The organism is Mesorhizobium sp. M1078, from assembly GCF_040318615.1.
Lineage (GTDB): Bacteria > Pseudomonadota > Alphaproteobacteria > Rhizobiales > Rhizobiaceae > Mesorhizobium.
The window spans coordinates 13,944-39,740 of the sequence record NZ_JAMYMP010000027.1 but is presented as its reverse complement, the minus strand read 5'-3'; the positions used below and the strand labels follow the sequence as shown (position 1 = coordinate 39,740).

At 62.2% G+C, this 25,797-nt stretch carries 26 protein-coding genes; 17 read left to right on the top strand and 9 right to left on the bottom strand.

Annotated elements, in window-relative coordinates:
* Positions 1–101 precede the first annotated feature (101 nt).
* The 6 genes from NKH38_RS25660 (at position 102) to NKH38_RS25635 (ending at position 5,820) form a co-directional block, all read left to right on the top strand.
* Positions 102–1,118, top strand: coding sequence for a DUF4424 domain-containing protein (locus NKH38_RS25660; RefSeq protein WP_023714745.1), 1,017 nt, complete (start codon positions 102–104; stop codon positions 1,116–1,118).
* A complete protein-coding gene (locus NKH38_RS25655) occupies positions 1,118–1,636 on the top strand; it encodes a dihydrofolate reductase (protein WP_023668330.1) in 519 nt (172 codons plus the stop codon). Before NKH38_RS25660 ends, NKH38_RS25655 begins: the two co-directional genes overlap by 1 nt.
* Positions 1,637–1,781: 145 nt before the next feature.
* Positions 1,782–2,897 carry an FtsH protease activity modulator HflK gene (hflK, locus tag NKH38_RS25650; protein ID WP_352761885.1) on the top strand — a complete coding sequence of 372 codons (1,116 nt, stop codon included), beginning with the start codon at positions 1,782–1,784 and terminating at the stop codon, positions 2,895–2,897.
* Positions 2,897–3,874 carry a protease modulator HflC gene (gene hflC / locus NKH38_RS25645; protein ID WP_023735946.1) on the top strand — a complete coding sequence of 326 codons (978 nt, stop codon included), beginning with the start codon at positions 2,897–2,899 and terminating at the stop codon, positions 3,872–3,874. The genes hflK and hflC overlap by 1 nt, the downstream gene beginning before the upstream one ends.
* 4 nt (positions 3,875–3,878) lie before the next feature.
* A complete protein-coding gene (locus NKH38_RS25640; protein WP_023668333.1) occupies positions 3,879–4,064 on the top strand; it encodes a DUF2065 domain-containing protein in 186 nt (61 codons plus the stop codon).
* Positions 4,065–4,302: 238 nt separating this feature from the next.
* Positions 4,303–5,820 (top strand): DegQ family serine endoprotease, encoded by a 1,518-nt coding sequence (locus NKH38_RS25635; RefSeq protein WP_023682088.1) that lies wholly within the window; start codon positions 4,303–4,305, stop codon positions 5,818–5,820.
* 43 nt (positions 5,821–5,863) lie between these two features.
* Here the strand turns inward: NKH38_RS25635 and NKH38_RS25630 are convergent, their stop codons facing one another.
* Complete coding sequence (locus NKH38_RS25630) at positions 5,864–6,436, bottom strand: GNAT family N-acetyltransferase (RefSeq protein WP_352761884.1); 573 nt, start codon at positions 6,434–6,436, stop codon at positions 5,864–5,866.
* Positions 6,433–7,320, bottom strand: a complete 888-nt coding sequence (gene serB, locus NKH38_RS25625; RefSeq protein WP_352761883.1) for a phosphoserine phosphatase SerB — start codon at positions 7,318–7,320, stop codon at positions 6,433–6,435. The genes NKH38_RS25630 and serB overlap by 4 nt, the downstream gene beginning before the upstream one ends.
* Between serB and miaA the strand changes: the two genes are divergently transcribed.
* On the top strand, positions 7,310–8,293 hold the full coding sequence (miaA, locus tag NKH38_RS25620; protein WP_352761882.1) for a tRNA (adenosine(37)-N6)-dimethylallyltransferase MiaA: 984 nt from the start codon (positions 7,310–7,312) through the stop codon (positions 8,291–8,293). The two genes, serB and miaA, sit on opposite strands and share 11 nt — an antisense overlap.
* Before the next feature lie 131 nt (positions 8,294–8,424).
* Positions 8,425–9,216: a GGDEF domain-containing protein gene (locus NKH38_RS25615; protein WP_352761881.1), complete on the top strand. Its 792-nt coding sequence runs from the start codon at positions 8,425–8,427 to the stop codon at positions 9,214–9,216.
* 276 nt (positions 9,217–9,492) lie between these two features.
* Here NKH38_RS25615 and NKH38_RS25610 read toward each other — a convergent pair whose 3' ends face one another.
* Positions 9,493–11,325, bottom strand: coding sequence for an ATP-binding protein (locus tag NKH38_RS25610; protein ID WP_023735943.1), 1,833 nt, complete (start codon positions 11,323–11,325; stop codon positions 9,493–9,495).
* A gap of 152 nt (positions 11,326–11,477) precedes the next feature.
* Here NKH38_RS25610 and NKH38_RS25605 point away from each other — a divergent pair, with 152 nt between their 5' ends.
* From NKH38_RS25605 to NKH38_RS25595, 3 genes are read left to right on the top strand one after another with little or no spacing between them, the layout of a single operon-like run.
* Positions 11,478–12,044 (top strand): helix-turn-helix domain-containing protein, encoded by a 567-nt coding sequence (locus NKH38_RS25605; protein WP_352761880.1) that lies wholly within the window; start codon positions 11,478–11,480, stop codon positions 12,042–12,044.
* 4 nt (positions 12,045–12,048) lie between these two features.
* A complete protein-coding gene (locus NKH38_RS25600; protein WP_023682084.1) occupies positions 12,049–12,357 on the top strand; it encodes a hypothetical protein in 309 nt (102 codons plus the stop codon).
* A 15-nt stretch (positions 12,358–12,372) separates the two neighbouring features.
* Positions 12,373–12,894 carry a GNAT family N-acetyltransferase gene (locus tag NKH38_RS25595; RefSeq protein WP_352761879.1) on the top strand — a complete coding sequence of 174 codons (522 nt, stop codon included), beginning with the start codon at positions 12,373–12,375 and terminating at the stop codon, positions 12,892–12,894.
* On the opposite strand, the gene NKH38_RS25590 is transcribed toward NKH38_RS25595, so the two are convergent.
* A complete protein-coding gene (locus NKH38_RS25590) occupies positions 12,891–14,693 on the bottom strand; it encodes an NAD(P)-binding domain-containing protein (RefSeq protein ID WP_352761878.1) in 1,803 nt (600 codons plus the stop codon). The genes NKH38_RS25595 and NKH38_RS25590 overlap by 4 nt on opposite strands.
* Positions 14,694–14,831: 138 nt before the next feature.
* On the bottom strand, positions 14,832–15,722 hold the full coding sequence (locus NKH38_RS25585) for a LysR family transcriptional regulator (protein ID WP_352761877.1): 891 nt from the start codon (positions 15,720–15,722) through the stop codon (positions 14,832–14,834).
* 121 nt (positions 15,723–15,843) lie between these two features.
* Here NKH38_RS25585 and tmpA point away from each other — a divergent pair, with 121 nt between their 5' ends.
* The 3 genes from tmpA to NKH38_RS25570 all read left to right on the top strand — a co-directional run bounded on the left by tmpA (position 15,844) and on the right by NKH38_RS25570 (position 18,396).
* Entirely contained in the window at positions 15,844–16,995 is a 1,152-nt protein-coding gene (gene tmpA / locus NKH38_RS25580) for a 2-trimethylaminoethylphosphonate dioxygenase (RefSeq protein WP_352761876.1), read from the top strand.
* Positions 16,992–17,576 carry a (R)-1-hydroxy-2-trimethylaminoethylphosphonate oxygenase gene (gene tmpB, locus NKH38_RS25575; protein WP_352761875.1) on the top strand — a complete coding sequence of 195 codons (585 nt, stop codon included), beginning with the start codon at positions 16,992–16,994 and terminating at the stop codon, positions 17,574–17,576. Before tmpA ends, tmpB begins: the two co-directional genes overlap by 4 nt.
* 391 nt (positions 17,577–17,967) lie before the next feature.
* On the top strand, positions 17,968–18,396 hold the full coding sequence (locus NKH38_RS25570; protein ID WP_023699032.1) for a hypothetical protein: 429 nt from the start codon (positions 17,968–17,970) through the stop codon (positions 18,394–18,396).
* A 49-nt stretch (positions 18,397–18,445) separates the two neighbouring features.
* Here the strand turns inward: NKH38_RS25570 and NKH38_RS25565 are convergent, their stop codons facing one another.
* From NKH38_RS25565 to NKH38_RS25555, 3 genes are all read right to left on the bottom strand, one after another.
* On the bottom strand, positions 18,446–19,093 hold the full coding sequence (locus NKH38_RS25565; RefSeq protein ID WP_023682079.1) for a LuxR C-terminal-related transcriptional regulator: 648 nt from the start codon (positions 19,091–19,093) through the stop codon (positions 18,446–18,448).
* Entirely contained in the window at positions 19,090–20,481 is a 1,392-nt protein-coding gene (locus NKH38_RS25560; protein ID WP_023690914.1) for a sensor histidine kinase, read from the bottom strand. The genes NKH38_RS25565 and NKH38_RS25560 overlap by 4 nt, the downstream gene beginning before the upstream one ends.
* Positions 20,482–20,644: 163 nt before the next feature.
* Entirely contained in the window at positions 20,645–20,947 is a 303-nt protein-coding gene (locus NKH38_RS25555) for a DUF1236 domain-containing protein (protein ID WP_502896601.1), read from the bottom strand.
* A 573-nt stretch (positions 20,948–21,520) separates the two neighbouring features.
* Between NKH38_RS25555 and NKH38_RS25550 the strand changes: the two genes are divergently transcribed.
* From NKH38_RS25550 to ilvN, 3 genes are all read left to right on the top strand, one after another.
* A complete protein-coding gene (locus NKH38_RS25550; protein WP_352761874.1) occupies positions 21,521–22,483 on the top strand; it encodes a DUF1236 domain-containing protein in 963 nt (320 codons plus the stop codon).
* A gap of 331 nt (positions 22,484–22,814) precedes the next feature.
* A complete protein-coding gene (locus NKH38_RS25545) occupies positions 22,815–24,611 on the top strand; it encodes an acetolactate synthase 3 large subunit (protein WP_352761873.1) in 1,797 nt (598 codons plus the stop codon).
* Positions 24,612–24,692: 81 nt separating this feature from the next.
* A complete protein-coding gene (ilvN, locus tag NKH38_RS25540) occupies positions 24,693–25,265 on the top strand; it encodes an acetolactate synthase small subunit (protein ID WP_023668352.1) in 573 nt (190 codons plus the stop codon).
* 11 nt (positions 25,266–25,276) lie between these two features.
* Here the strand turns inward: ilvN and NKH38_RS25535 are convergent, their stop codons facing one another.
* Complete coding sequence (locus tag NKH38_RS25535; RefSeq protein WP_023702997.1) at positions 25,277–25,657, bottom strand: metalloregulator ArsR/SmtB family transcription factor; 381 nt, start codon at positions 25,655–25,657, stop codon at positions 25,277–25,279.
* Between the last annotated feature and the right edge of the window lie 140 nt (positions 25,658–25,797).

Sequence of the window (25,797 nt, the reverse complement as noted above, 5' to 3'; positions counted from 1 at the left end):
TTGGCGTGTCCAGACACTGTGGCGTCCTGCTGGGAGACGGAAGGCTTTGAAACGCCACATTGAAACGGCTAGGGTCGCGGCATTCTTGGCGAGGGGCTTCGATGTTGCAATATGTTCTGTCCGTAGCGCTGGCGCTTTTAGCCGTGCCCGCGCTGGCCAATGATACGACCGCCGAACTCGGCACAGGTGGCCTGATCCTCTCGCGTAGCGACGCGGTGTCGATGCAAAGCGAGGACCTCTATATCTCGCCGGAAAAGATCACGGTCGACTACGTCTTCCACAACAACACCGACAAGGATGTAAATGCCATCGTCGCTTTTCCGCTGCCGGACATCGAAGGCAATCCGGAGGAAATGCCGGCCATCCCGGAAAACCAGAGCGACAATTTCCTTGGCTTCGAGGTGACGATCGACGGAGCGCCGGCAAAGCCGCAGCTCGAGCAGAAAGTGTTCGCTGTCGGCATCGATATCGGCGCCGATCTGAAGGCGCAGAACGTGCCGTTCAATCCGTTCGGCGATGCGGCCAAGGCGGCCCTGGCGAAGCTGCCGAAAACGGTCGCCGAGGATTGGGAAAACCGCGGCATCATCATCGAGGATACGGGCAGCGACGGTACCGAGGCGAACAAGGTCTATACGCCGTGGTGGCAGTTGCGCTCGACCTATTGGTGGCGCGCGATATTTCCGGCCAACAAGGATGTCCACGTCTCGCACCGCTACAAACCGAGCGTCGGCGGCACGTCATCGGTGAGTTTCTTCTATGACGGCAAGTTCACCGAGGGCAGCCAGTACACGACCTACAAGACCCGCTACTGCATGGACGACAGCTTCGAGAATGCGGTGCGGCAGGCCGCCAAGGCCGACGGTTATCCGCATTTCTACGAGAACCGCATAGCCTATATCCTGACCACCGGCGGCAACTGGGCCAATGGCAGCATCGGCAAGTTCAAGCTAACCGTCGACAAGGGCAATCCGAAAGCGCTGATCTCGTTTTGCGGCGACAATGTCAAGAAGGTCGGGCCGACGACCTTCGAGACGGCGGCGCAGGATCTCTATCCCGAGCACAACATCGACATATTGCTTTTGGAGCCGTCGGATGACGGCGCCGGGGGAGCCAACTGATGGACGTCGCGATCTATGTCGCCATTGCGCAGAACGGCGTCATCGGGCGCGACGGCGGCTTACCGTGGCGGCTGTCCACCGATCTCAAGCGCTTCAAGGCCGATACGATGGGCAAGCCCGTCATCATGGGCCGCAAGACTTATGAAGGCATCGGCCGGCCGCTGCCGGGCCGATTGAACATCGTGGTGACCCGCGACAAGGCCTGGCGCGCCGAGGGCATAGAGGTAGCGCACTCCCTGGAGGCCGCGATCCAGCTGGCCACGGTGCGCGGGCGTTGCATGAACGGCGTCGACGAAATCTGCGTCATCGGTGGCGGCGAGATCTATGCGCAGGCGCTGCCGCTGGCAGACCGGCTGCACGTCACCCATGTGCTGGCGACGGTCGATGGCGACGCGCATTTTCCCGACATCGATCCGGATTTGTGGCGCCTTGTCAGCGCTCAGGACGTTCCGGCCGGTGAAAAGGACAGCCATGCGACGCGCTATTCGGTTTACGAGCGACGCCGCGGCGTGCATTGAGACGATAAAAGGGTCGCGAACGTCCAAAACGGACATGCTCGGCAGCGGATCGCGTTGAAAGCGCATCGCTGCGTCCCTATAGAAGAACAACTGGATTTTGCGCCGCAACGCCGGCGCCGAGGGAATTCCAAGCGAAAGGACATTCATGCCCTGGAACGACAAGAGCGGCGGCGGCGGCCCATGGGGCGGCGGCGGCAACAATCAGGGACCCTGGGGGCAGGGACCGAAGGGGCCCAGCGGCCCGCCGGGGTCACCTCCCGATCTCGAAGACATCATCCGCCGCGGCCAGGACCGGCTGCGGCGCGCGCTGCCCGGTGGCGGCGGCGCCAGCCCGGCCGTGTTTGCGCTGATCGCAGCGGCTCTGATCGTGCTGTGGGCGTTCAAGGCGGTCTACACCGTGCAGCCGGACGAGGTTGCGGTCGAGCTGCGCTTCGGCAAGCCGAAGGCGGAGCTGTCGCAGCCGGGTCTGCATTTCCATTGGTGGCCGGTCGAGACCGTCGAGACGGCCAACATCGCCGAACAACTCGTCGATATCGGTGGTGGCGGCGCGACGAGCGGCAACTCGTCGGGGCTGATGCTTACCGGCGACCAGAACATCGTCAACGTCCAGTTTTCGGTGGCCTATCAGGTCTCCGATCCCCGGGCCTATCTGTTCGACGTCTCCGATCCCGAAGGCATGCTGCAGCAGGTCGCAGAGAGCGCCATGCGCGAAGCGGTCGGCCGGCGACCGGCCCAGGACATCTTCCGCGACGACCGTCAGGGCATTGCGGCGTCGGTGCGTGAAATCATCCAGACGACGCTGGACGGCTACAAGGCCGGCCTGAACGTCAACGCAGTTTCGATCGAGGACGCGGCGCCGCCGCGTGAAGTGGCCGACGCGTTCGACGAAGTGCAGCGCGCTGAGCAGGACGAAGACAAGTTCGTCGAGCAGGCCAACCAGTATTCCAACCAGAAGCTCGGCCAGGCGCGTGGCGCCGCGGCGCAGATCCGCGAGGACGCGGCAGCCTACAAGAACCGTGTCGTCCAGGAAGCCGAAGGTGAGGCGCAGCGCTTCATCTCGGTCTATGACGAATACGCCAAGGCGCCCGATGTTACGCGCCGGCGGCTTTATCTGGAAACGATGGAAAAGGTGCTGAAGGATTCCAACAAGGTGATCGTCGAACAGGGCAATGGACAAGGCGTCGTTCCCTATCTGCCGCTGCCGGCACTGCAGCCGAAGGCGCCGGCGCCTGCCGGCGCGACCACGGGAGGAGCCCAGTGATGGCCAATCGTCTTCCCATCATCGCGGTCATCGCGGCCGTGCTTCTGTTCCTGCTCTACTCCTCGGTCTTCGTGGTCAACGCGCGCCAGCAGGCGCTCGTGCTGCGGTTCGGCGAGATCGTCGACGTCAAGAATGAACCCGGCATCTATTTCAAGGCGCCTTTCGCCTTCTTCGACGCCGACAGCGTGCAGTTGATCGAAAACAGGGTGCTGCGCTTCGATCTCGATAACATTCGGGTCCAGGTTTCGGGCGGCAAGTTCTACGAGGTTGACGCTTTCATCGCGTACCGCATCTCGGATCCGCGCGTGTTCCGCTCAGCCGTGTCCGGCCAGATCACACTGGCCGAAGCACGACTGAGGACGCGTCTCGATGCGGCGCTGCGCCGTGTCTACGGTCTGCGCGACTTCGAGGCGGCGCTCTCGGAAGAGCGGGCCGTGATGATGCGCGAAGTGCGCGATCAGCTTCGGCCCGACGCCACCTCGCTCGGCCTGCAGATCGAGGATGTGCGCATCCGCCGAACCGATCTGACGGCTGAGGTTTCGCAGCAGACCTTCGACCGCATGAAGGCCGAACGTTTGGCCGAGGCCGAACGGCTGAGAGCGCGCGGCAAAGAGGCCGCGCAGCGCATCACCGCCCGCGCCGACCGCGAAGTGGTGGAAATCGTCGCCGAGGCGCGCAAGGAATCGGAAATCCTGCGTGGTGAAGGTGAAGCCCAGCGCAGTGCGACCTTTGCCGACGCCTACAAACGCGATCCGGCGTTCTTCGACTTCTACCGGTCGATGAATGCCTATGGCACGGCGCTGGACAACTCCGGGACGACGATGGTGCTGTCGCCGAACTCGGAGTTCTTCCGCTTCTTCCGCAATCCGGACGGGACGGACGCGAAGCTGGCGGCCCCTGCGGCTCCGGCGACGGCACCTGCCGCGCCGGCGACGGCACCTGCCGCGCCGGCTGCACAACCTGCACCCGCCCAGTAGGGCGGTGCAGGATTTCCTTGCGGCCATAGGCCTGGTCCTCGTCGTAGAGGGTCTGGTCTATGGCGGCTTTCCCGGCCTTGCCAAACGTCTTGCCGGCGAAGTGCTGTCGACGCCGGAAATTGCGCTGCGCATCGTCGGGCTGGTGGCGATCGCCATCGGCGTCGGCATCGTCTGGTTGGTGCGTGGCTGAGGACCGCTGATCTGCAATTCCAGGAAAGTGTGAGCGGTTTTCCGTCCGGAATTGCGTAAAAGCAAAGGGATTGAACGGTTCGCCGTTTCCGCGAAACGGCGAACCGCTCTAAGGTGTAACGGAGGATTTATCCTCCTGATGTGGCCATAGCCGCAAACGTGCCGTATTTCTTGCCAACATGACGCGACGCGGCGTTTTGCCGAAGCGCTTTTTCTTTTCAGATTCCGGGAGGCTTTCGATGACATCCAACACCCTTCTGCGCGCGGCGCGGCGGACGTTCATCGCAGGTGCTGCGGCACTTATGGTCGGCGCGCTTGCCGTTCCGGCTTTCGTGACGCCGACGGTGGCCGCGGACGGACCGGCTTCGGTTGCCGACCTCGCCGAAGGCCTGCTCGGTGCGGTGGTCAACATCTCGACCTCGCAGACCGTGAAGGGCACGGAAGGTCCGGGCGCGGTGCCGATGCCGCAGCTGCCGGAGGGTTCGCCGTTCCAGGATTTCTTCGACGACTTCTTCAAGAACCGTGGCGGCGACAAGGATGGCGGCGCGCAAAAGGTGCAGTCGCTGGGCTCCGGCTTCGTAGTCGACGCCGAGCAAGGCATTGTCGTCACCAACAACCACGTCATCGCCGATGCAGACGATATCGAGGTGAATTTCTCCGACGGCGTGACGCTCAAGGCGACGCTGGTCGGCACCGACACCAAGACCGACGTGGCGGTGCTCAAGGTCGACCCGAAGGGCCACAAGCTGACGGCGGTGAAGTTCGGCGATTCCAACAAGATGCGCGTCGGCGACTGGGTGATGGCGATCGGCAATCCGTTCGGCCTTGGCGGCACGGTGACGGTCGGCATCGTCTCGGCCCGCAACCGCGACATCAATTCCGGCCCCTATGACGACTTCATCCAGACCGACGCCGCCATCAACCGCGGCAATTCCGGCGGACCGCTGTTCAACAGCCTGGGCGAGGTTATCGGCATCAACACGGCGATCATCTCGCCGTCGGGCGGCTCGATCGGCATCGGCTTCTCCATCCCCTCGCAGCTTGCCTCGGGCGTCGTCGACCAGCTGCGCCAGTTCGGCGAGACCCGTCGCGGCTGGCTCGGCGTGCGCATCCAGCCGGTGACCGACGACATCGCCGAGAGCCTCGGCATGGCGACCGCCAAGGGCGCGCTGGTGGCCGGAGTCATCAAGGGCGGACCGGTCGACAACGGCACAATTCTCGCCGGCGACGTCATCATCAAGTTCGACGGCAAGGACATCCATGAAATGCGCGACCTGCCGCGCGTCGTGGCGGAAAGCCCGGTTGGCAAGGCGGTCGACGTGATCATCGTGCGCAAGGGCGTCGAGCAGACGGTGAAGGTGACGCTCGGCCGGCTTGAGGACGGCGAGAAGGTTGCCGCCGGTGAGGACGGCACTACCGATGAGGACAAGGGCGGCGACAAGGCGCCCGCGGTTTCGACGGCCTCGGTGCTCGGCATGACCGTCGGCGAACTCAATGACGACACACGGAAAAAATTCGGCATCGCGGCCGACGTTTCCGGCGTCGTCATCACCGACGTCACCAAGGATTCGGCCGCCGCCGAGCGCGGCATCCAGGCCGGCGAGGTGATCACCGAAATCGCCCAGGAATCGGTCGCGACCCCGAAGGACGTCATGGACCGGATCGGCGCGCTGAAGGAGCAGGGCCGCAAGAATGCACTTCTGATGCTGGCGTCGAAGACCGGCGAGTTGCGCTTCGTGACGATCCGGATGGATTGAGTCCGGAAAGCCCCATAACCGATTGTTTTCAGGGAAAGGGCGGCTAGCGAGCCGCCCTTTTTCGTGCCTGCCAGTCCGTGCGCGACAGTTTGTAGAGGACATGCCGCTTGAGGTGCGGGTGGCTGTCAGGGATGGATGGGTGGTCGAAATCGCGAGCCGGGTCAGGGCTCATGCCAAGACGCTCCATGACGGCCGTCGAGCGGCGGTTGGCCGCGACGGCGAAGGAGACGATCTCGTCCCGGTCAAGCGTCTCGAAGCCATAAGCAAGCCATGCCTCGGCTGCCTCGGTGACGTAGCCCTTGCCCCAGAACTCGGGCGCCAACCGCCAGCCGATCTCGATCGAATCGGAGGGCAGGGACGGCACGTGATCGGTCTTTAAGAGGCCGACGAAGCCGATGCATTCCCCAGTCGCGGCGATCTCGGCGGCGGCAAAACCAAAGCCGTCCTCGGCGATCCAGCCCCGAAACTCGTCCATCTTGGCATCCGTCTCGGCGCGGTCGCGGCGGAACGGAAAAAATTCCATCACCCGCTCGTCGGAGTTGATGCGATGGAATAGTTCGCGGTCGCGCTCTTCCCAATTGCGCAGGATGAGGCGCTCGGTGCGCATCGGTTTCATTGGGCGAACTCTTCCTGGCGGTAGCCCTGGAGATAAAGCAGCGCGGTGAGATCGCCATGGTCGATGCGGACCTTGGCTTCGGCAGCAACGGCCGGCTTGGCGTGGAGCGCGACACCGGTGCCCGCCAGGCGGATCATGTCGAGGTCGTTGGCGCCGTCGCCGACCGCAATCGCATCGAATGGCGTCAGGCCGAGGCGGGCCGAGATCTCGTTCAGCGCATCGGCCTTGGCGGCACGGCCGAGGATCGGCTCGGCGACAAGGCCGGCAAAGCGCCCGTTCTCCTCGATCAGGCGGTTGGCACGGTTTTCCTGGAAGCCGAGCATGGCGGCGACACGGCTGGTGAAGACGTCGAAGCCGCCCGAGACAAGCGCCGTCCAGGCGCCATTGGCGCGCATCGTCCGCACCAGGGCGCGGCCGCCCGACGCCAGCGTCAGGCGGTTCGCGATGATGCGGCCGACGACGGCGGCATCGAGGCCTTTCAGCAGCGCCACGCGTTCACGCAGCGCCGGCTCGAAAGCGATCTCGCCGTTCATCGAGCGTGCCGTGATGGCGGCAACGCGGTCCTTGACGCCGATCTCGTCGGCGAGTTCGTCGATGCATTCCTGGTCGATCATGGTTGAATCCATATCGGCAAGCAGGATTGTCTTGCGGCGGCTTTCGGCCTGCTGAACGATCACGTCGACCGGCTCGGAGCCAAGTGCTGTGCGCAAGGCGGCACTTGCCTCGGCGGCTTCTGCCCCCTCGGGCAGCACCAGGTCGCAGGCGACGCCATCGCCCAGCCAGCGAACAGCGCTTGCGCCGACCGACCGTGAGGCCATATTCGCAAGCGAGGCCGACATCGCGCGGCGGACGGGGTGAGACACAAGCGTGGCAATGAGCGGCATCGAGACTTCCAAGCAGCTAGGCGAGGGCGGGCAGGCGGGCGAGGGCCGCGTGAAGAACGCGATCCTGATAGCCGGGCCGACCGCCAGCGGCAAGTCGGCGCTGGCGCTCGATCTCGCTGAGCGCAAGGGCGGTGTCATCGTCAACACCGATTCCATGCAGGGCTATTCGGTGCTCGATGTGCTGACGGCGCGGCCGAATGCCGCCGACCTCGCCCGCGCGCCGCACTATCTCTATGGCCACGTGCATCCCTCCACCGCCTATTCCACCGGAGCCTGGCTGCGCGACGTGATGAAGCTGGTCGATAACGGCACGCTTGCCCGACAGCCCGATGACGCCGGCTTTGAACGTCCGGTGATTTTCGTCGGCGGCACCGGGCTCTATTTTCGCGCACTTGCCGAGGGCATTTCGGAAATGCCCGACATTCCGCAGCAGGTACGCGACCGCTGGCGCTACGAGTTAAAGGAGCAAGGCGCAGCCAAGCTGCACCGCATCCTGATGCATGAGGATTCGGCGGTCGCCATGCAGCTGAAGCCGACCGACGGCCAGCGCATCGTGCGGGCGCTGGAGGTGCTCGACGCATCCGGCCGCTCCATCCTCGAATGGCAGGCAGCGCGCGGCCGCCCGCTGATCGACCGCGACAGCGCTCAGTTCTTCGTTATCGAGCCGGACCGCGCCGCCCTTGTCGAGCGGATCGAAACAAGGTTCGACCGCATGCTCGATCTCGGCGCGCTCGATGAGGTCAAACGGCTTGCGGCGCTTGGCCTCGATCCCGAGCTGCCGGCGATGAAGGCGATCGGCGTTCGCGAACTTTCGGCCGCCATGGCCGGTGACATCAGCTTTCCTCAGGCCATCGAGCGCTGCAAGGCAGCGACGCGGCAATATGCCAAACGGCAAACGACGTGGTTTCGCCATCAGCTGGGACCGGAATGGCTGAGATTGCAGCCCGGCGGCCGCCTGCAAACCACGATTTGATTTTCGTGCTGCCAATACAATTAAAGAAACAGAAGTAGGAATGAACATTCCCGCTCCGGTTGTCTGGATTAACCGTCCGTAAGGCGCCGGCATGCCATAGATCCGGCGGGTACTTTTGCAACGGGAAGCAGATGCGTTTCCACAAGGCGGAATCCGCATTTTTCGTCTTTATTTTCGTGATCCTGGCCGCAGGCCTGGTGACGCTTTATGCCTATGATCAATTGCAGTTCATCGCGGTCGGTCACGATACGACTTCCCGGGTCGAGAGGATCGCCTATCTCAACACGCTGCTGTTTGTCACCGGGGTGCTGCTGGCGACAGCGCTGTTCTTCGGCGTGTTGTTCATCTACCCGCTGATCCGTAGGCAGGCCACGGAAGAGGGCAAGCTGCGCGCCATGACGGTTTCGCTCAGCGCCCGCTCGGAAACGCTGCAGCATGCGGCATTGACCGACGGCCTTACCGGCATGCAGAACCGGCGCTACTTCGATGATGCGCTGAAGGAATATCTCGAGGAATTCCGCCGCATCGAAAAGCCCGTCGGGCTGATGATCCTCGACCTCGATCATTTCAAGCAGGTCAACGACACGCATGGCCACGATGTCGGCGACGAGGTGCTTAGGGCAGTCGCCAATTGCCTCAAAGGCATGACGCGCTACCACGATGTGGTGGCGCGGCTTGGGGGCGAGGAGTTCGCCGTCGTCACGCCCAACATGGATGCGGAGTTGTTGGGGAAGTTCGCCGAACGCATCCGCAAAGCGATTGCCAACATGTCGGTGCTGTCGGGCAATGTCCGCCTCAAGATCACCACCAGCGTCGGACTCGCCGTCTGGGATCGGAAAGAAACCGCCGAGGAATTCTACCGCCGCGCCGACCGCCAGCTCTACGAGGCGAAGAGGCAAGGCCGCAACCGCGTCTGCGCCTAAAATCCCGGCACTAAATTCGTGAGGCTGGGCCGTTTGATGCCGCCTTCTGCGCTTCCGGCCTTCGCCGGCCGAAGCACTCATGAGGTGGTGGCGGCAGCTATGGCTACGGCCGGCGTAGGCCGGTGCTCACGGACTCAATGTCCGCTCCGCTCCGGTTCTCGAAGTCGACACCAACCGACTCAGCCTGACGAATTTTCTGCCGGGATTTACCCAACTGGCTGACGAAGCTGATCTCGAAGTTGACGCGGCTTGCCGGTGGCCAGAAGGGTGTGCAGGCTAATCGTTCTGCGGGCGCATGCCGAAGGTTGTGGGCTTGAGGCCATAGCGCAGGTCGAAATCGTCGTCCGGCTGGACGCGCTGGGCGGTCGCCGGCTTTCGGTAATCGGGATCCCCGGCCTGGCGGCCGGAATCCACTGCTTCGGCGAAGGCCATCTGCTGCTGCGGTTTCGGCACGTTGCGCAGCCGCTCGACGATGGCGGCGAGATCGACGTCGTTGCCGTCCTGCGAGAACTCGTCCTGCTCTCGCTTGGCGGTGCCGGGGATCAGGTTCTCCGCCAGTTTTTCGAACTTCAGCCGCATGGTCGTCGCCACGCCTTCACCGAAGGCGATGGCTTCGCGCTGGCCCATGGAGGACAGGAAGGCCAGCGTCGAGGCGGAGGAATCGGCGATCGCCGAGCGGATGATCGCCTGGTCCTGCTCGTTGGCAAGCCGCATGGCGAAGAAGGTCGAGCATTGCGACAGGATGGTCGGATCGAGTTCACCCGGGCGCTGGGTGACGACGCCGAGATAGCAGCCATATTTGCGGCCTTCCTTGGCGATGCGCGACAGTGCATGCCTTGTCGGGGCGAAGCCAAGGCGCGGATCGGCCGGCATATAGCGGTGTGCTTCCTCGCACAGCAGCAACAGCTTCAGCCGGCCCTCGCTCCACAGCGCAAGGTCGAAGGCCAGGCGCGCCAGCACCGAACAGACGGAGTTGACCACTTCGGACGGCATGCCGGCCATCTCGAAACAGGTCACCGGGCGGCCATGATGCGGCACACGGAAAATATTGCCGATCGTCTCGTGGATCGTGTCCTCGATCAGCCGCGAATTGAACATGAAGCGATAGCGCGGGTCGGACGCGGCGGACTCGATGCGCGTCTTCAGCGATTTCAGCGTCGGGCGGTCGTTCTTGCTTTCCAAGAGGCCCATGCGCTCGTCGATCTGCTTGATGAGATCGACCATGCGGTAGGGCACCGGCGTGTCGGCGGTCAGCGCATCGCTGCCGCGGCGCACGTAAGAGCCTGAATTGGGATTGCGATAGAGGTTCTTGGCGGCGGGGATCAGGTCGCGCAGGACGTCGACTTCTTCCGGCACGACCTCTCGGCCGCGAAACAGCACTTCGGCGAATTCTTCGAGCCTGAACATCCAGAACGGCAGATCAAGCGTCTTGGAATCGACCCGGACGCAGAACTCAGGCAGGGATGCCGCGAATTCATTGTGCGGATCGAGAATGAGGATTCGCAGATCGGGCCGGGCGGCGATCGATTTGCGCAGCAGCAGCGAGATGGCGGTGGATTTGCCGACGCCGGTTGTGCCGACAACGGCAAAATGGCGCGCCAGCGTGTCGTCGATGGCGATGTTGGCGTCGATCGACTCATCCTGCGACAGCGTGCCGATGGTGATCGAATGACGCCCGGCGAGATCGTAGACCGCCTGCAGGTCACGGGTACGGATGCGGTGCGCTATGGCGCCGATATGCGGATAGGTGGTGATGCCGCGGTCGAACACCGGTTTGGCGCCGGGCTCCGCGCCGTCGCGCACTTCGCCGATTAGTTCGACGCTGACCTCGATGGGGTTTTGTCCCTCATTGCTCCAGGCGCGATCCGACTTGCCGATTTCGTAGACCAGACCAACGGTGCGCGATGTCCCGAGATTGATGGAGATCATCTTGCCGACGGTCCACAGGCCGGTGACCGCTCCTTCGATGTCGTCGGCATAGGCGCTGATGGTGGCGCGCGCACCGTCGCACTGCACGACGTTGCCGAGAATGCGCTTGTCGCTCTGCTCTGCGCGGCGGCGCTCCTGCGAGGTCGGTTCGCCGACGGAGGCTTCGCGCTCGACAAACATACGATCCGATCCCCATTCCCGTGGAGCCTCGATCCTACACAGACGGGGTTAAGGTGGCGTGATGCGGGATGGTGTAGCAGGGGTTAACCCGTCAGCGAAAATTCAACCGGCCGGCCTCTTCCCCCAATCCGAAGATTCGATATATGGGACGAATGACTGATATAGCGAATGACATGTCGGCCACGATAGGCAGACGAATCCACGCCGAAAGAGCCTTGCGGGACTGGTCGTTGGCCGACCTGGCGAACCGCTCCGGCGTCTCCAAAGCCATGCTCAGCACTATCGAGCGCGGCATGACCAGCCCGACGGCCGCGCTGATGGTGCGCATCGCCGCTGCTTTCGGCATGACGCTGTCGACGCTGATTGCACGCGCCGAGCAGCAAGGTGGCGGCCTGCTGCGCGAGAGTGAGCAGCCGGTTTGGCGCGACCCCGGTACGGGCTATGTCCGTCGGCATCTGTCGCCGGTTTCCGACACGCCGCTCGAATTGATCCGGGTGCAACTGCCGGCGGGCGCCAGTGTGAGTTTCCCGGCGGCGTCCTATGCCTTCATCAAGCAGCAGATGTGGCTGATCTCCGGGCGACTCGAATTCACCGAGGGTGATATGGTGCATAGTCTCGAGCCCGGCGACTGCCTGGCGCTCGGCGCGCCGTCGGACTGCACGTTCCATGCCGTCGGGCAGCTGCCCGCCGACTATCTGGTCGCGCTGGTCAGGGGCTGAAATCGTGGCAAGACGTCCCAAGCGCTCCGACAATGGCGGACCGCCGCTCGATGATTACAAGGGCCCGCCATGGGGCAAGGGCGATCCCTACATCTTCCTGGCCTGGCAGGCAGCGCATGCCAAGGCGTGGAAGGCGCCAAGCCGTGACGTGATGCTGATGCGCATGGAAAAGGCCGAGCGGCTTGGCCTGACCTATGAGGAATACACGCTCGAAATCCTCGAACGCGGGCTGCATCTGCAGCCGAAAGACACCGATCGCATCGCCGCGATCAAGGCGAGACGAAAGCGGCGCCGCGTCGCGCGTCTGGATTAGCAAGGGAAAGTGCAGGTGAGTCCCATCGAAATCAGGTCGCTGACTGCGGAAACACGCGACAGGCTGGCCGACCTCCTGATCGAGACGGTCGCGGCCGGCGGCTCCGTCAGCTTCATGCATCCCTTATCCAGGCAATCGGCGGAGGCCTTCTGGGGCAACTCGTTGGTGGCAGCAGAGAGAGGTGAAAGAGCGGTGCTGGGTGCATGGAAGGGCGAGGTTCTGGTCGGCACCGTGACCGTGCTGCTCGACTTTCCTGATAATCAGCCGCACCGGGCCGAGATCGCCAAGCTGATGACCCGCGTCGAACACCGCGGCAAAGGCATAGCGAGCCGGCTGATGCGGGCGGCCGAAACGCTCGCCGTCGAGAAAGGCCGCACGCTTCTGGTGCTGGACACCGCAACCGAGGAGGGCGCTTCCGGCCTTTACGAAAAACTCGGCTTCACGCTCACTGGCGAAATACCGGACTTTGCCTTGAAACCGCATGGCGGGCTGACCGGCACGCTCATCTACTGGCAGCGCATCGGCGGCGCTACCTAACCCTTGTGATGAACCTCTTGCAGCGCGTAGACCGGCGTCGCGATGCCTTCCATGCGGGCCTTCAACTGCAACGCCAGGAACTGCGAATAGTGGCGCGACTGATGCAGATTGCCGCCATGGAACCACAGCGCCTCCTGCTGCGTCGGCTTCCACATGTTGCGGAGCTCGCCTTCCCAGGGGCCTGGGTCCTTGGTGGTGTTGGAGCCGAGGCCCCAGCATTTGCCGACCTTGTCTGCGACCTCTGGTGAGATCAAATCGGCCGCCCAGCCGTTCATCGAACCATAGCCGGTGGCGTAGACGATGAGATCGGCCGGCAGTTCCGATCCATCGCTGAGCAGGACCGAATGCTCCTTGATCTCCTTCACGTCGACACCGCTTTTCAGCTTGATCGACCCGTCGATGATCAGGTCGGATGCGCCGACATCGATGTAATAGCCCGAGCCGCGCCGCAGATATTTCATGAACAGGCCGGAGCCGTCATCGCCCCAGTCAAGCATGAAGCCGGCCTTCTCCAGGCCCTTGTAGAATTTGTCGTCGCGCTTCTTCATCTCGGCATAGGCCGGGATCTGGAATTCGTGCAGGATCTTGTAGGGCAGGGAGGCGAAGACGAGGTCGGCCTTGGCTGTGGTCATACCGCTCGCGACCGCCTTTTCCGAATAGAGCGAGCCCAGGCCGATCTCCATCAGCGTGTCCGACTTGACGATGTGCGTGGTCGAGCGCTGCACCATGGTGACGTCGGCGCCGGCCTCCCAAAGGGCTGCTGCAATGTCGTGGGCGGAGTTGTTCGAGCCGATGACGACAGCTTGTCTGCCGACATAGGCATCGGGTCCCGGATGCTTCGAGGAGTGATGCTGGTCGCCCTTGAATGTGTCCATGCCCTTGAAGTTCGGCATGTTGGCCTTGCCGGATTGCCCCGTGGCCAGCACCAATTGTTTCGGCTTCAGCGTGATGTCCTTGCCGTCGCGGCGCACGACAACGGTCCATTCCTTTTTCTTGTCGTCATAAACGGCGCTCTTGGCCTCGGTCGATGACCAGTAATTCAGCTCCATCACCTTGGCGTACATTTCCAGCCAGTCGCCGATCTTGTCCTTGGGCGCGAAGACCGGCCAGTTCTTGGGGAAGTCGATATAGGGCAGATGGTCGTACCAGACCGGGTCGTGCAGGCACAGCGACTTGTAGCGCTTGCGCCAGCTGTCGCCGGCCCGTTCGTTCTTCTCGACGATGATGGTCGGCACGCCGAGCTGCCGCAGCCGCGCGCCGAGCGCGATGCCGCCCTGGCCGCCGCCAATGATGAGCGTATAGGGCTGCGTCTTGAAGCCGAGTTCGGCGGCCTCCTTCTCGCGCTCCTCCTTCCAGGTCGGGCGGTTCTTGCCATGGCCGTGCTTGGCGCCGAGCGGGCGGTCGAAGCCGGCCGGCTCCTCATGGCCCTTGAGCTCGACCATGGTGGTGAGCAGCGTCCAGATCTTGCCGTCCTTCAGCCGGATGTGGCCGAAGCCGCGCGCCACGGACGTTTCGAAACTGATCCAGCCGTCGAGCATGCCATCGTTTTCAGTGGCGTCCTCGCCCTTGGCGATCGCCCAGTTCGATGGGTTGGTTTTCGCCACCTGGCTCACCAGCATGTCGCGCACCTGGTCGCGGCCTTCCATGGTCTTGATGTTCCAGGTGAAGCTGACGAGATCGCGCCAAAAACAATCCTCCTGAAAGCAGGCGACCGCATTGTCGATGTCGCCGGCGGCGAGTGCCGCGCCGAAGCGATCGAGCAGGTCGGAAAGCTTCTTGTTGGGGGCCTTGTCGAGCATTGAATTTCCTCCGCGATTTTTCCTGGCCGCCTTTAGCGAGCGGAACCCTGCCGAAGCTTGACGTCCGGCCTGGCGCAGTATCGCGACAAATTATGCGCCGCGTCACGTCGTCCAATAGTTTGCCGCGTATTCAGGGGCTTATCGGGAAATCGGGACGCCGAAGACCGTTGCGAACCAGCGGCGGACCGCTTCTTCGGCAGGGCTCAGATGCGCGCCCGAGGGTGCGGTTAGATAGTGGCCGGCACCGCTCGACAGCGTAAAGCCGGACAGGGTGACGAGAGATCCTTCGCGCAGTGCCGCGTCGGCCAACGGTCGCGATCCCAGCACCATGCCGGCGCCGTGCTTCGCCGCCTCCAGTGCGGTAACGAAACTGTCGAATTTGTGCGTGGGCCCGAGCGCCGGCTTCATCCGGGCGACGGCGAACCACTCGCCCCACATTTCCCGCGCGCCGACCACTGTAAGTCTCGGCAATCCTGTCCAATCCTTGGCCTTTGCGATATTTGGCGACGCCATCGGCGTCAAGGTTTCGCGGGTGAGGCGGTCGGCCTGCCGTCCGGCAAAGGAGCCGGAGCCAATGCCGAATCGGATGTCGAGACCCACAAAGCGCTCGCCGTAATCGGCCGGTGTGTGGATGGTCTCGATCTGCAGCTGGACGAAGGGCAGGTCCTTGGCCATTTGCGGCAGCTTTGGCGCGATCATCAGCACGGCAAACGAGATCGGCGAGCGTATCGTCACGCTCTGGACGGTCTTGGGTTCAAACAGCTCGCGCGTGCTGTTGGCGACCACGGCGAAGGCCGATTGCAGATGCGGCAGGTAGGCGGCACCCTCCGGCGTCAATTCGACGCCGCGCGCCAGGCGGATGAACAGCGGCTGCTTCAACCGCTCTTCGAGAGAACGGATGTGCTGGCTGACCGCAGCCTGGGTCAGGCCAAGCTCGGCCGCGGCGGCGGTGAAATTCGACAGCCGAGCGGCGGCCTCGAAACTGCGCAGCCAGTCGAGCGGGGGCAAGGGCAGGGTTGTCACAGGCATAAACTGTTTATGGCCTTTGGCTGCAAAATGATAATTTGAGTTATGCCTTCGACATCATCACGATGCAACCGGAAACCCTGCGGAGTTGGCTGCGGGGCGCAGCGGACAGGAACGGATCCCCATGCTTACCCAGGCGCTGATCGGCGACGAAGGAAGGACGATCGACCTCGGGTGGAAGGATGGCGCGCGCACTCGCTTTCACGCAGTGTGGTTGCGCGACAATGCGCTCGACGACAAGACGCGCAGCGCCGGCAACGGCCAGCGGCTGATCACCATTCTCGACATTCCCGTGCAGACATGGATCGGCGCAGCCGCGATCAAGGGCGATGCGCTTGAAGTCAGTTTCGAACCGGAGGGAAAGACGGTGCGCTTTCCTGCGGCATGGCTGAGCGCCAATGCCTATGACCGCGATGCCGCCCGACAGCCCGGCTGGACAGGCGAGGGCACCGTGCGATGGACCAGGGCCTCTATGCAGAATTCGGTGCCGCGCGCCGGCTATCTCGCTGCCAGCCGCGACCGCGCCGTCTTGCGGCAATGGCTGTCGGCGGTGAAGACCTACGGCTTCGCGGTGATGGACGATTTGCCGCCCGAATCCGGGGCGCTGTGCAAAGTGTCCGATCTGTTCGGCTATATTAGGGAGACCAATTACGGCCGATTGTTCGAGGTGCGCGCCGAGGTCAATCCAACCAATCTGGCCTACACCAATCTTGGCCTGCAGGCGCATACCGACAATCCCTATCGCGATCCGGTGCCGACCTTGCAGATCCTGTCCTGCATCGAAAACACGGTGGAGGGCGGCGAATCCAGCGTCGTCGATGGTTTTGCCGTGGCGGCCGCGCTGCAGGCCGAAAACCCCGAAGGCTTCCGGCTGTTGAGTTCATACCCGGCGCGTTTCGAATATGCGGGGTCGTCGGGCGTGCGATTGCAGGCCAAACGGCCGATGATCGAACTCGGGCCGGATGGCGAACTCATCGCCATCCGCTTCAACAACCGCTCGCTGGCGCCGACGGTCGATGTGCCGTTCGCGGAGATGGAGGCCTACTACGCCGCCTATCGCCGGTTTGCCGAACTGATCGAGGATCCGTCCTTCGAAGTGACCTTCAAGCTCGAGGCAGGCCAGGCCTTCATCGTCGACAACACCCGCGTCATGCATGCCCGCAAGCAATTCTCCGGCGCCGGCAAGCGCTGGCTGCAGGGCTGCTACGCCGACAAGGATGGCCTTTTGTCGACGCTGTCGGCGATCGAACACGAGTTCAAGGAAGCCGCGGAATGAGCAGCCAGGATTTGAACGCGGACACCATCATCGAATTCATCGCCGATATTTTCGAACGCCGAAGGGCGGAATCCTATCTCGGCGAACCCGTCACCATGTCGGAGCACATGTTGCAGGGCGCCTGGTTCGCCGAAAAGGACGGCGCGCCTGATGTGCTGGTGGCGGCAGCACTGCTGCACGATATCGGCCACTACACCAGCGAGTTCGGCACCTATTCGCCCGACGATATCGAGGACAAGCATCATGACGAAGCCGGCGGCGAGGTGCTGGCGCCGTTCTTTCCACCGGTGATCGTCGAATGCGTCAGGCTGCATGTCGCGGCCAAGCGCTACCTCTGCGCTACCGACCCGACCTATTTCGGCAGGCTGTCGCAGGCCTCGGTCCACACGCTGTCGCTGCAAGGCGGGCCGATGAACGCCGAAGAGGTGGCCGAGTTCCGAAAGAACCCGTTCCACGAGGAAGCGGTTCGGGTCCGCATCTGGGACGAGGCCGGCAAGATCGCCAACATGAAGACCCGGGCATTTCGCGACTACATGCCGCTGCTGCAACGGGTTGTCCGCGACTTCGCCAATCGCGCCTGATCATAATCCGGGGAAGGAACGGCATGTGCTACCGCTTCACGGCGAGCATGCGCTAACCGTATGCCGGAGACCTGCCGCAAGCGTCTGCGTGCCGCAGGCGCTCGCGCCTCGCTGCCGATCCCTACCGGTGACGAGCCTTGTCACCGCGGATTTTATTGCGACATCCGTCGGCGCGGCCAAGATCAGTAGGTCAGACTTCGGTGTATATTTGACTCAGACGAAGGTCTGAGAATCGAGCTGAAAGCACGAAAGGAGAGTTTCCTCAGCGTTTGTAAGCCGCAATTTTGGGCTGTTCATTCTTGAATACCGTGACACATCATGATGTGATGGTGGCATGAATGGAGAAAGGCAGCCCCTGTTTTCATCCGTGCGGCGCTGGGCGTACTTTAGCTTGCGCGTATTCGCGGCGGTTGCGGTGACGATGCCGGTGCTTGGTCTGCGGTTGAGCCATGTCGACGGCTACAAGATCGAATTCGCCGCTGCCAGCGCCAAGAGCGGAAACAATGGCAATGGTAACGGTGGTGGCAACGGTAGTGGTAACGGTAATGGCTCAGGCGGCAACGCCGGGAATGGCAACGCCAACGGAAAGGGAAAAAATGGTGCCGGCGACAACGCCCCCGGTAGCCAAGCTCCCAGTAGCCAAGTCAATGCCGCTGGCGACACGGTGACGGTACAGGGCGCCAAAATCCAGGTCGTGCATCGCGATGGATTCAGCGAAAGCATCGAGGCCGGCCGCTTCACTATGAAGGATCCGCTTGGAAGGACAATTGTCGAACGCGCCGTAAGGGCCTCCGACATTGCTCGTCTGAAAGGGCTGTAACTGTTGGTTCGCCAACCAGCATCCGACCTTCAGACAAGCCCCGATCTCCCTATACAAGCCCCGTTTTGGGCGCGTGCATAAGAATGGCTGCTTCGGTGCGGTTTCGCACCTTTAGCTTTTGAAATATCCGAGTCATGTGGTGTTTTACCGTTTTCTCCTGCAGGTTGAGACGTTTGGCGACTTCTTTGTTGCTCAGTCCTTCGCCTACCAAGGAGATTATCCCAAGCTCGCGTCCCGAGAGATTGGCAACGAGATCGGTTGTGCGCTTTTCCGGCCGGATCAGTTCATTCAAAAGCTGCGCTGACAGGGTCGGCGAAACATATTTTTTTCCTGCGGCTATATAAGTCAGCACCTCGGCCAGCGATGCCGCCCCAATCCCTTTCAGCACATATCCGCGTACGCCCAGCCTGAGCGCCGTTGCCAAATCGGCGTTCGCCTCCGAGACGGTGAGCATGACGATCTTGCAGTCAGGCTGAGTTGCAAGAATATTTTCCGCTGCCGCTAGGCCCCCTCCCGGCAAACTGATGTCGAGCAGCAATATGTCGGGATTTGCCAAGGCCGCAAGCTGTTCGGCATCCGCCGCGGTTTCGCCCGCACCAACGACTTCGAAGCCGCCGATTTCGGCGAGGCTGCGAGCCACACCCTCGCGAAACAGCGGATGATCATCAACAATGGCAATCCTTATGGGAGCGGTCATTTCTGGTCCTCGATGTTGAGCGTTATGGTCAGCCGGGTCCCCCTGGGGCTCGAAAAGGTCTCGAAGTGACCTCCGATACTTTCGATACGTTCCCTCATACCGGCGAGTCCAAGTCCTTCACACGATCCCGACTGGAATCCAGGGCCGTGATCAAGCACTTGAATGAGGAGCTTGCCCTGCGTCACTCTCGCCTTGACAGCCTGCCCCTTGCCCAGACCGTGTCGCCAGGCATTGTTCAGCCCCTCCTGCGCGAAGCGAAAGATGCTTATTTTCTCGGACGTCCCCAGGTCGGGCAGGCGAGATGGCAGTGAAAGCGATACGGAAGAGGCTGTACGGCGTTCATGTTCGGCAACCGCAAGCCGCAATATCTCCGCGACTGTCGAAGCTTCGATCTGTGGCAGCACGAGGCCGGTGCAGATGGCGCGGATCTCCCGCATCGCCTCATCCAGCGTATGATGGATATCGGCGATCTCGGTCTTGCGGTGGCTTGGGGATGCGGCGGGATCGAGCAGCAGAGGGCTGTCCATGCGCAGCGCAGCCAGTGCGACGAGCTGAGCTGGACCGTCATGCAAATCAGACCCGATGCGACGCAAGTAACGTTCGTTGATTGCCGTTGCGCGGCGCGACGCCTGCTGGACGCGCTCCCGCAAAGCGGAATTCTGCTCCAAAAGCAACTGAAGCTCCGCCACTTGTGTCTCAAGCGCTGAACGCTGCGTTTCGATAGTGCTGCTGCCGCGAAGCACGATTCCCGAGAGCATCGCCAAGGCGACCGCGGTCGCGCCAGCCACGAGCAGCCAGCTCGACCATAGTGCCGAGTTTAAAGTGCCCTGAAGATCGTCGGCTATCTCGTAGAACTCGGAAACGGCCACAACATCGCCCGACCACGGCTCTCGAACCGGATTGTAGATCTCGAGCAGCGAGGCGGTGGGGCTCTTCCGTTCCTTCCTTTCATTTTCGTCCAGATCATTGAATTGCGCCACCACGTTTCCGCCGAACGCATGCAGCAAGTTCGCATTTGGCTCGAAGGTCTGGCCAATAAGAGCCGCGTCTTTGGCGTACAGCACCTTGCCATCACGCCGCCAAAGCACGAACGACGCCAGTTTTTTTCCGAGAGCACCCTGGTCCAGGGTTTCATCGAGTGCCCGTTTAACGGTGTCGCTGAGCTGCTGGCTTTTGCGCATATCCGGCAGGATTGGCGCGATGACACTGTCGACGTAAAGCGCGGTCGTGCTTGCAGAGTTGCGGATCACTCCATCTCGTATTTGCGAGGTGACCCATAGGCCGACGACCAGCATCAGCGACAGCAGCCCAATGCTTCCGACTATGATGAACTGCCAAGCCAACGATAGCCTGTTCCAGTTTTGATAGAGACTATCAATGTAGCGCACGTCTCAACCGACCCCGCGAGCTTTGGCCGTGCCAAAATCCTAAGCCATCCTACAACTAGAACGGTCGATGGTGCGAGCAAGCGCTAGGTTGAATTGCCGGGGAAACCGCAATTTCAGGGCATGATCCCACCGCCACCCGCGGGGAACGGCGGTGGGATCAGCGTTACTGTATGATCTTGACGATCTTCCGCGTGCCGGGGTCGACCAGCACGGTTCGCCCGTCGACCACAACGTAGCGATACTTGACGCTCGGCACTTCATGCAGTTCCACCGTGTCGGGAATGGCGGTCCCCACGTTCAATTCGACACCTGGAATCTTCAGCGACGCAAGGGGCTGCTTTTTCACGTATTCGCGCACAACCGTTTCCTGCTCCGGCGCGATGATGACGTCTTGAGCAGCAACTACGCCCGCGCTCGCGAGCAGCAAGAATCCGGCAATTGCGGTCGACTGGTACATGGTCGTCATGATTCTCTCCTTCATGCGAGCAACGCTCATGCTTCTTGCGCGAGCTCGATTCCGATACGGTGGTGTTGGTGAGGTTGATGCACACCGCAAGCCGAACGGGCTTTTCGCGGCTGCGTTCCCGTGTGGGGCTTCGGTCCGGGCGTCATCGGGCCAATGGACGATAGGGGGAGGGACCAAAGTCTGGTGCCAGGCTGTAGAGGTCCTAGAGCCTCCTCAGGGCGGAACACAGGGTTCTCGGCATCGTTGAGATCAGCACTTGTGGGAGGCGTTAATGGACAACAGCGTCCATCAGGCACGATGGTTGCTCTTGCCTGTTTTCGGGGTAGCCATCCTGGTCATGACGACGGGAGTACTTCTAAGCTTGTGAGGCTGGTGTCATCGCTATGGGATCACAAGCTCAGCAGATGTTACGTTGCATTAATTGTTTGATGCAATTTGTAGGTGATTGTTGCAAAATTACTGCCTACGTTCATTGGTCTTCTTAGAAGCCCGATTTTATTCACAAAATGTGGAACAAAGTATTTTTGGCAGAGTTGGCTAGGCTGAGGGACCGACTCTTTAAGGAGAAAGCAGATGAAACATGTGTTGATCACGAGCATGATTGCGCTTGGCGTCGGGTGCGGCGCCGCGATCGCCCAGACCCAGGCCGTGCAGCCGAGCGGCGGCGACAACTGTGCCGCCGGCGCGGCCGATTGCCAGAACGACGGCAAGGCCGGCGAACAGGCGCAAGGCAAGATGAAGTCACAGACCGATCAGAATGCACAGGGCCAGGCTGGCGCCACGACCGATCAGCAGGCTCAGGGCAAAGCCAAGCTCAAGACGGGTGAACAGGCACAGGGCAAGGCCGGGACCAGTACCGAGCAGAATGCTCAGGGTCAGGCCGGCGCCACGACCGATCAGCAGGCTCAGGGCAAGGCCAAGCTCAAGACGGATGAACAGGCCCAGGGCAAGGCCGGGACCAGCACCGAGCAGAATGCTCAGGGCCAGACCGGCACCAGCACCGAGAAGCAGGCTCAGGGCAAGGCCAAGCTCAAGACGGATGAACAGGCCCAAGGCAAGGCCGGGACCAGCACCGAGCAGAACGCTCAGGGCCAGACCGGCACCAGCACCGAGAAGCAGGCTCAGGGGAAAGCCGGGACCAGCACCGAGCAGAACGCTCAGGGCCAGACCGGCACCAGCACGGACCAGCAGGCCCAGGGCAAGGCCGGGACCACCACCGAGCAGAACGCTCAGGGCAACACAAACGTCCAGACCGACCAGGGCAATACGGCCTCGATCAACAACGTGACCGTCGAGCAGAAGACGCAGGTCACGCAGATCATCCACGAGACCAGGGTTGAGCCGGTGAAGAACGTCGACTTCGACATTTCGGTCGGCATCGAGGTGCCGCGGCACAAAGTGCGCCTGCACCGTCTGCCGGCGCGCATTGTCAAGATCGTCCCGGCCTACGAATCCTATGAGTACTTCGTGCTGGCCGACGGGCGCATCGTCATCGTCGACCCGGATACGTACAAGATCGTGCTGATCCTGACGTGACACGGCAGTGACTCTTGTTCCCGGCGCGGTGCGATTGAGGGGTATCGTATGCGCCGCGGTGGCCCGCCGACCAGAGGCGGCGGGCCACTTGCTTTGTCTTTCGCATCGCGCGTTTTTCCCGTTGACACCTTGCCTTTCACCCTCGTAGTGTCCGCCACGATGAAAAAGGCACTCATTCTCGTAGGAAAGCGCGTGGGCAAGGCGGTGTAACCGCCGGGCGAAAACCTCCCATGCGCAACACACAGGCTCCCATCGGGGGCCTTTTTTATTGCCCGAAACACGACTAAACGACCAGCAATCGCCTCATGGCTAGAAGTACGGGACCAGACCGATGAGCAACGGACAGAACGAACGGCGCGAAATGCCAAACAGGGAAATGACTGGCGCCGAAATGGTGGTGCAGGCGCTGAAGGACAATGGCGTCAAGCATGTCTTCGGCTATCCCGGCGGCGCGGTGCTTCCGATCTATGACGAAATCTTCCAGCAGGACGAGGTCGAGCATATCCTCGTCCGCCACGAGCAAGGCGCAGGGCATGCGGCCGAAGGCTATGCCCGCTCGACCGGCAAGGCCGGCGTCATGCTGGTGACCTCCGGTCCGGGCGCCACCAATGCGGTGACGCCGCTGCAGGATGCGCTGATGGATTCGATCCCGCTGGTCTGCCTGACCGGGCAGGTGCCGACTTCGCTGATCGGCTCCGACGCGTTCCAGGAGTGCGACACGGTCGGCATCACGCGCCCCTGCACCAAGCACAACTGGCTGGTGAAGGACGTCAACGAATTGGCCGCCACCATCCATGAGGCCTTCCATGTCGCGACGACCGGCCGCCCCGGCCCGGTGGTGGTCGACATTCCGAAGGATGTGCAGTTCGCCAAAGGCATCTATGTGCCGCCGCAGGCGGCGCCGCGCACCAGCTACCAGCCCAAGGTCCAGGGCGACCTGGAAAAGATCAAGGCCGCCGTCGAACTGATGGCCAGCGCCAAGAAGCCGATCATCTATTCGGGCGGCGGCGTCATCAACTCCGGTCCGGAGGCCAGCCATCTTCTGCGCGAACTGGTCGACCTCACCGGCTTCCCGATCACCTCGACGCTGATGGGCCTCGGCGCGTATCCTGCATCGGGCAAGAACTGGATGGGCATGCTGGGCATGCACGGCACTTATGAAGCCAATATGGCCATGCATGATTGCGACGTGATGGTCTGCATCGGCGCGCGCTTCGACGACCGCATCACCGGACGGCTGACCGCCTTCTCGCCCAACTCGAAGAAGATCCACATCGACATCGATCCATCGTCGATCAACAAGAACGTGCACACGGAAGTGCCCATCATCGGCGATGTCGGCCGGGTGCTGGAGGACATGGTGCGGCTGTGGCGGGCGAGCGCCAAGGCCGACAAGAAGGCGCTCCATCCCTGGTGGGAGCAGATCGCCAAATGGCGCGCGCGTGACTCGCTCGCGTTCAAGATGAACCACGATGTGATCATGCCGCAATATGCCATCCAGCGGCTCTACGAACTGACCAAGGACATGGACACCTACATCACCACCGAGGTCGGCCAGCACCAGATGTGGGCGGCGCAGCACTATCATTTCGAGAAGCCGAACCGCTGGATGACGTCGGGCGGGTTGGGCACGATGGGCTACGGCCTGCCGGCGGCGCTCGGCGTGCAGATCGCGCACCCGGATGCGCTTGTCATCGACATCGCAGGCGATGCCTCGGTGCAGATGACGATGCAGGAGATGAGCGCGGCGGTGCAGCACAATGCGCCGATCAAGATCTTCATCCTCAACAACCAGTATATGGGCATGGTGCGCCAGTGGCAGCAGCTGCTGCACGGCAACCGTCTGTCGCATTCCTACACCGAAGCGATGCCCGACTTCGTCAAGCTGGCCGACGCATATGGCGGCCATGGCATTCGCTGCGAGAAGCCGGACGAGCTGGACGATGCGATCAAGGAGATGATCGCGGTGAAGAAGCCGGTGCTGTTCGATTGCCGGGTGGCGACGCTCGCCAACTGCTTCCCGATGATCCCGTCGGGCAAGGCGCATAATGAAATGCTCCTGCCCGACGAGGCGACCGACGAAGCCGTGGCCAACGCCATCGACGCCAAGGGCAGGGAACTGGTCTAGGTCCAAGCCGGGGCAGGGCTGTCGCGAGAAGCCGTGCGCAAACAGAGAATTAGCTCAAAGTCTGAAATCGAGATTCATGTCATGAACGCACAGCTTCAACCGACCGGCTCCGCCTATTTCATCGCCAAGGAAACGGAAAAGCCGGAGAACCACACGCTCTCCGTGCTGGTCGACAATGAGCCCGGTGTGCTTGCCCGGGTCATCGGCCTCTTTTCCGGCCGCGGTTATAACATCGAGAGCCTCACCGTCTCCGAGACCGAACACGAGAAGCACCTGTCGCGCATCACCATCGTGACGCGCGGCACGCCGCATGTGCTGGAGCAGATCAAGCACCAGCTCGAACGCATCGTACCGGTGCATCGCGTCGTCGATCTCACCGTGCGCTCGCACGAGTTCGGCCAGGAGCGGCCGCTGGAACGCGAGTTGGCGCTGGTCAAGGTCGCCGGCACCGGCGAAGCCCGCGTCGAGGCGCTGCGTCTGGCGGACGCTTTTCGCGCTTCGGTCATCGACGCCAACACCGAGCACTTCATCTTCGAGATTACCGGCAAGGGTTCGAAGCTCGACCAGTTCATCGCCATCATGAAGCCGCTCGGCCTGGTCGAGATCTGCCGCACCGGCGTGGCGGCGATGAACCGCGGCCCGCAAGGGATGTAGTCTCAGTCCAACTATTTTACCGGCTTGGGATCGACCTTGCCGCTCGCCAGATTCTTACTCTCCCTTTTGATCGGGCGCGATACCGGACAGACGTCCTGGACGAAGCCGTTCAGCGTGTTAACCAGATTGTTCTGGACCAGCGAGTAGCGGATGAATTGTCCCTGCCGCTCCCTGGCGATGAGGCCGGCCGTCTCCAGGATGCTCAGATGCTGCGAGATCGACGGCTTCGACATGTCGAAGCGCGCCGCGATCTCGCCCGCGGTCAGCGAGGAGTGGGCGAGATAGGCGAGGATCTTGCGCCTCGGCTGCGATGAGAGCGCCTCGAACACGCGCTGTATGGCGCTGCTTGCCCCGATAGCCGTGTCGCCATCCGCTGCATTGTCTTCGATCACCGCCTGCCTCTGTCGTTTCGCTTCCGGTATTTAGTCTATTGCCTAAATACCTAAATCGGAATAGTATAGTTAGCTTATTGCCTAAATAAGCGCCGGCGCGCCGGAAGGCAAGGCTCTTTGGTACGGAAATGTTTCCTGCA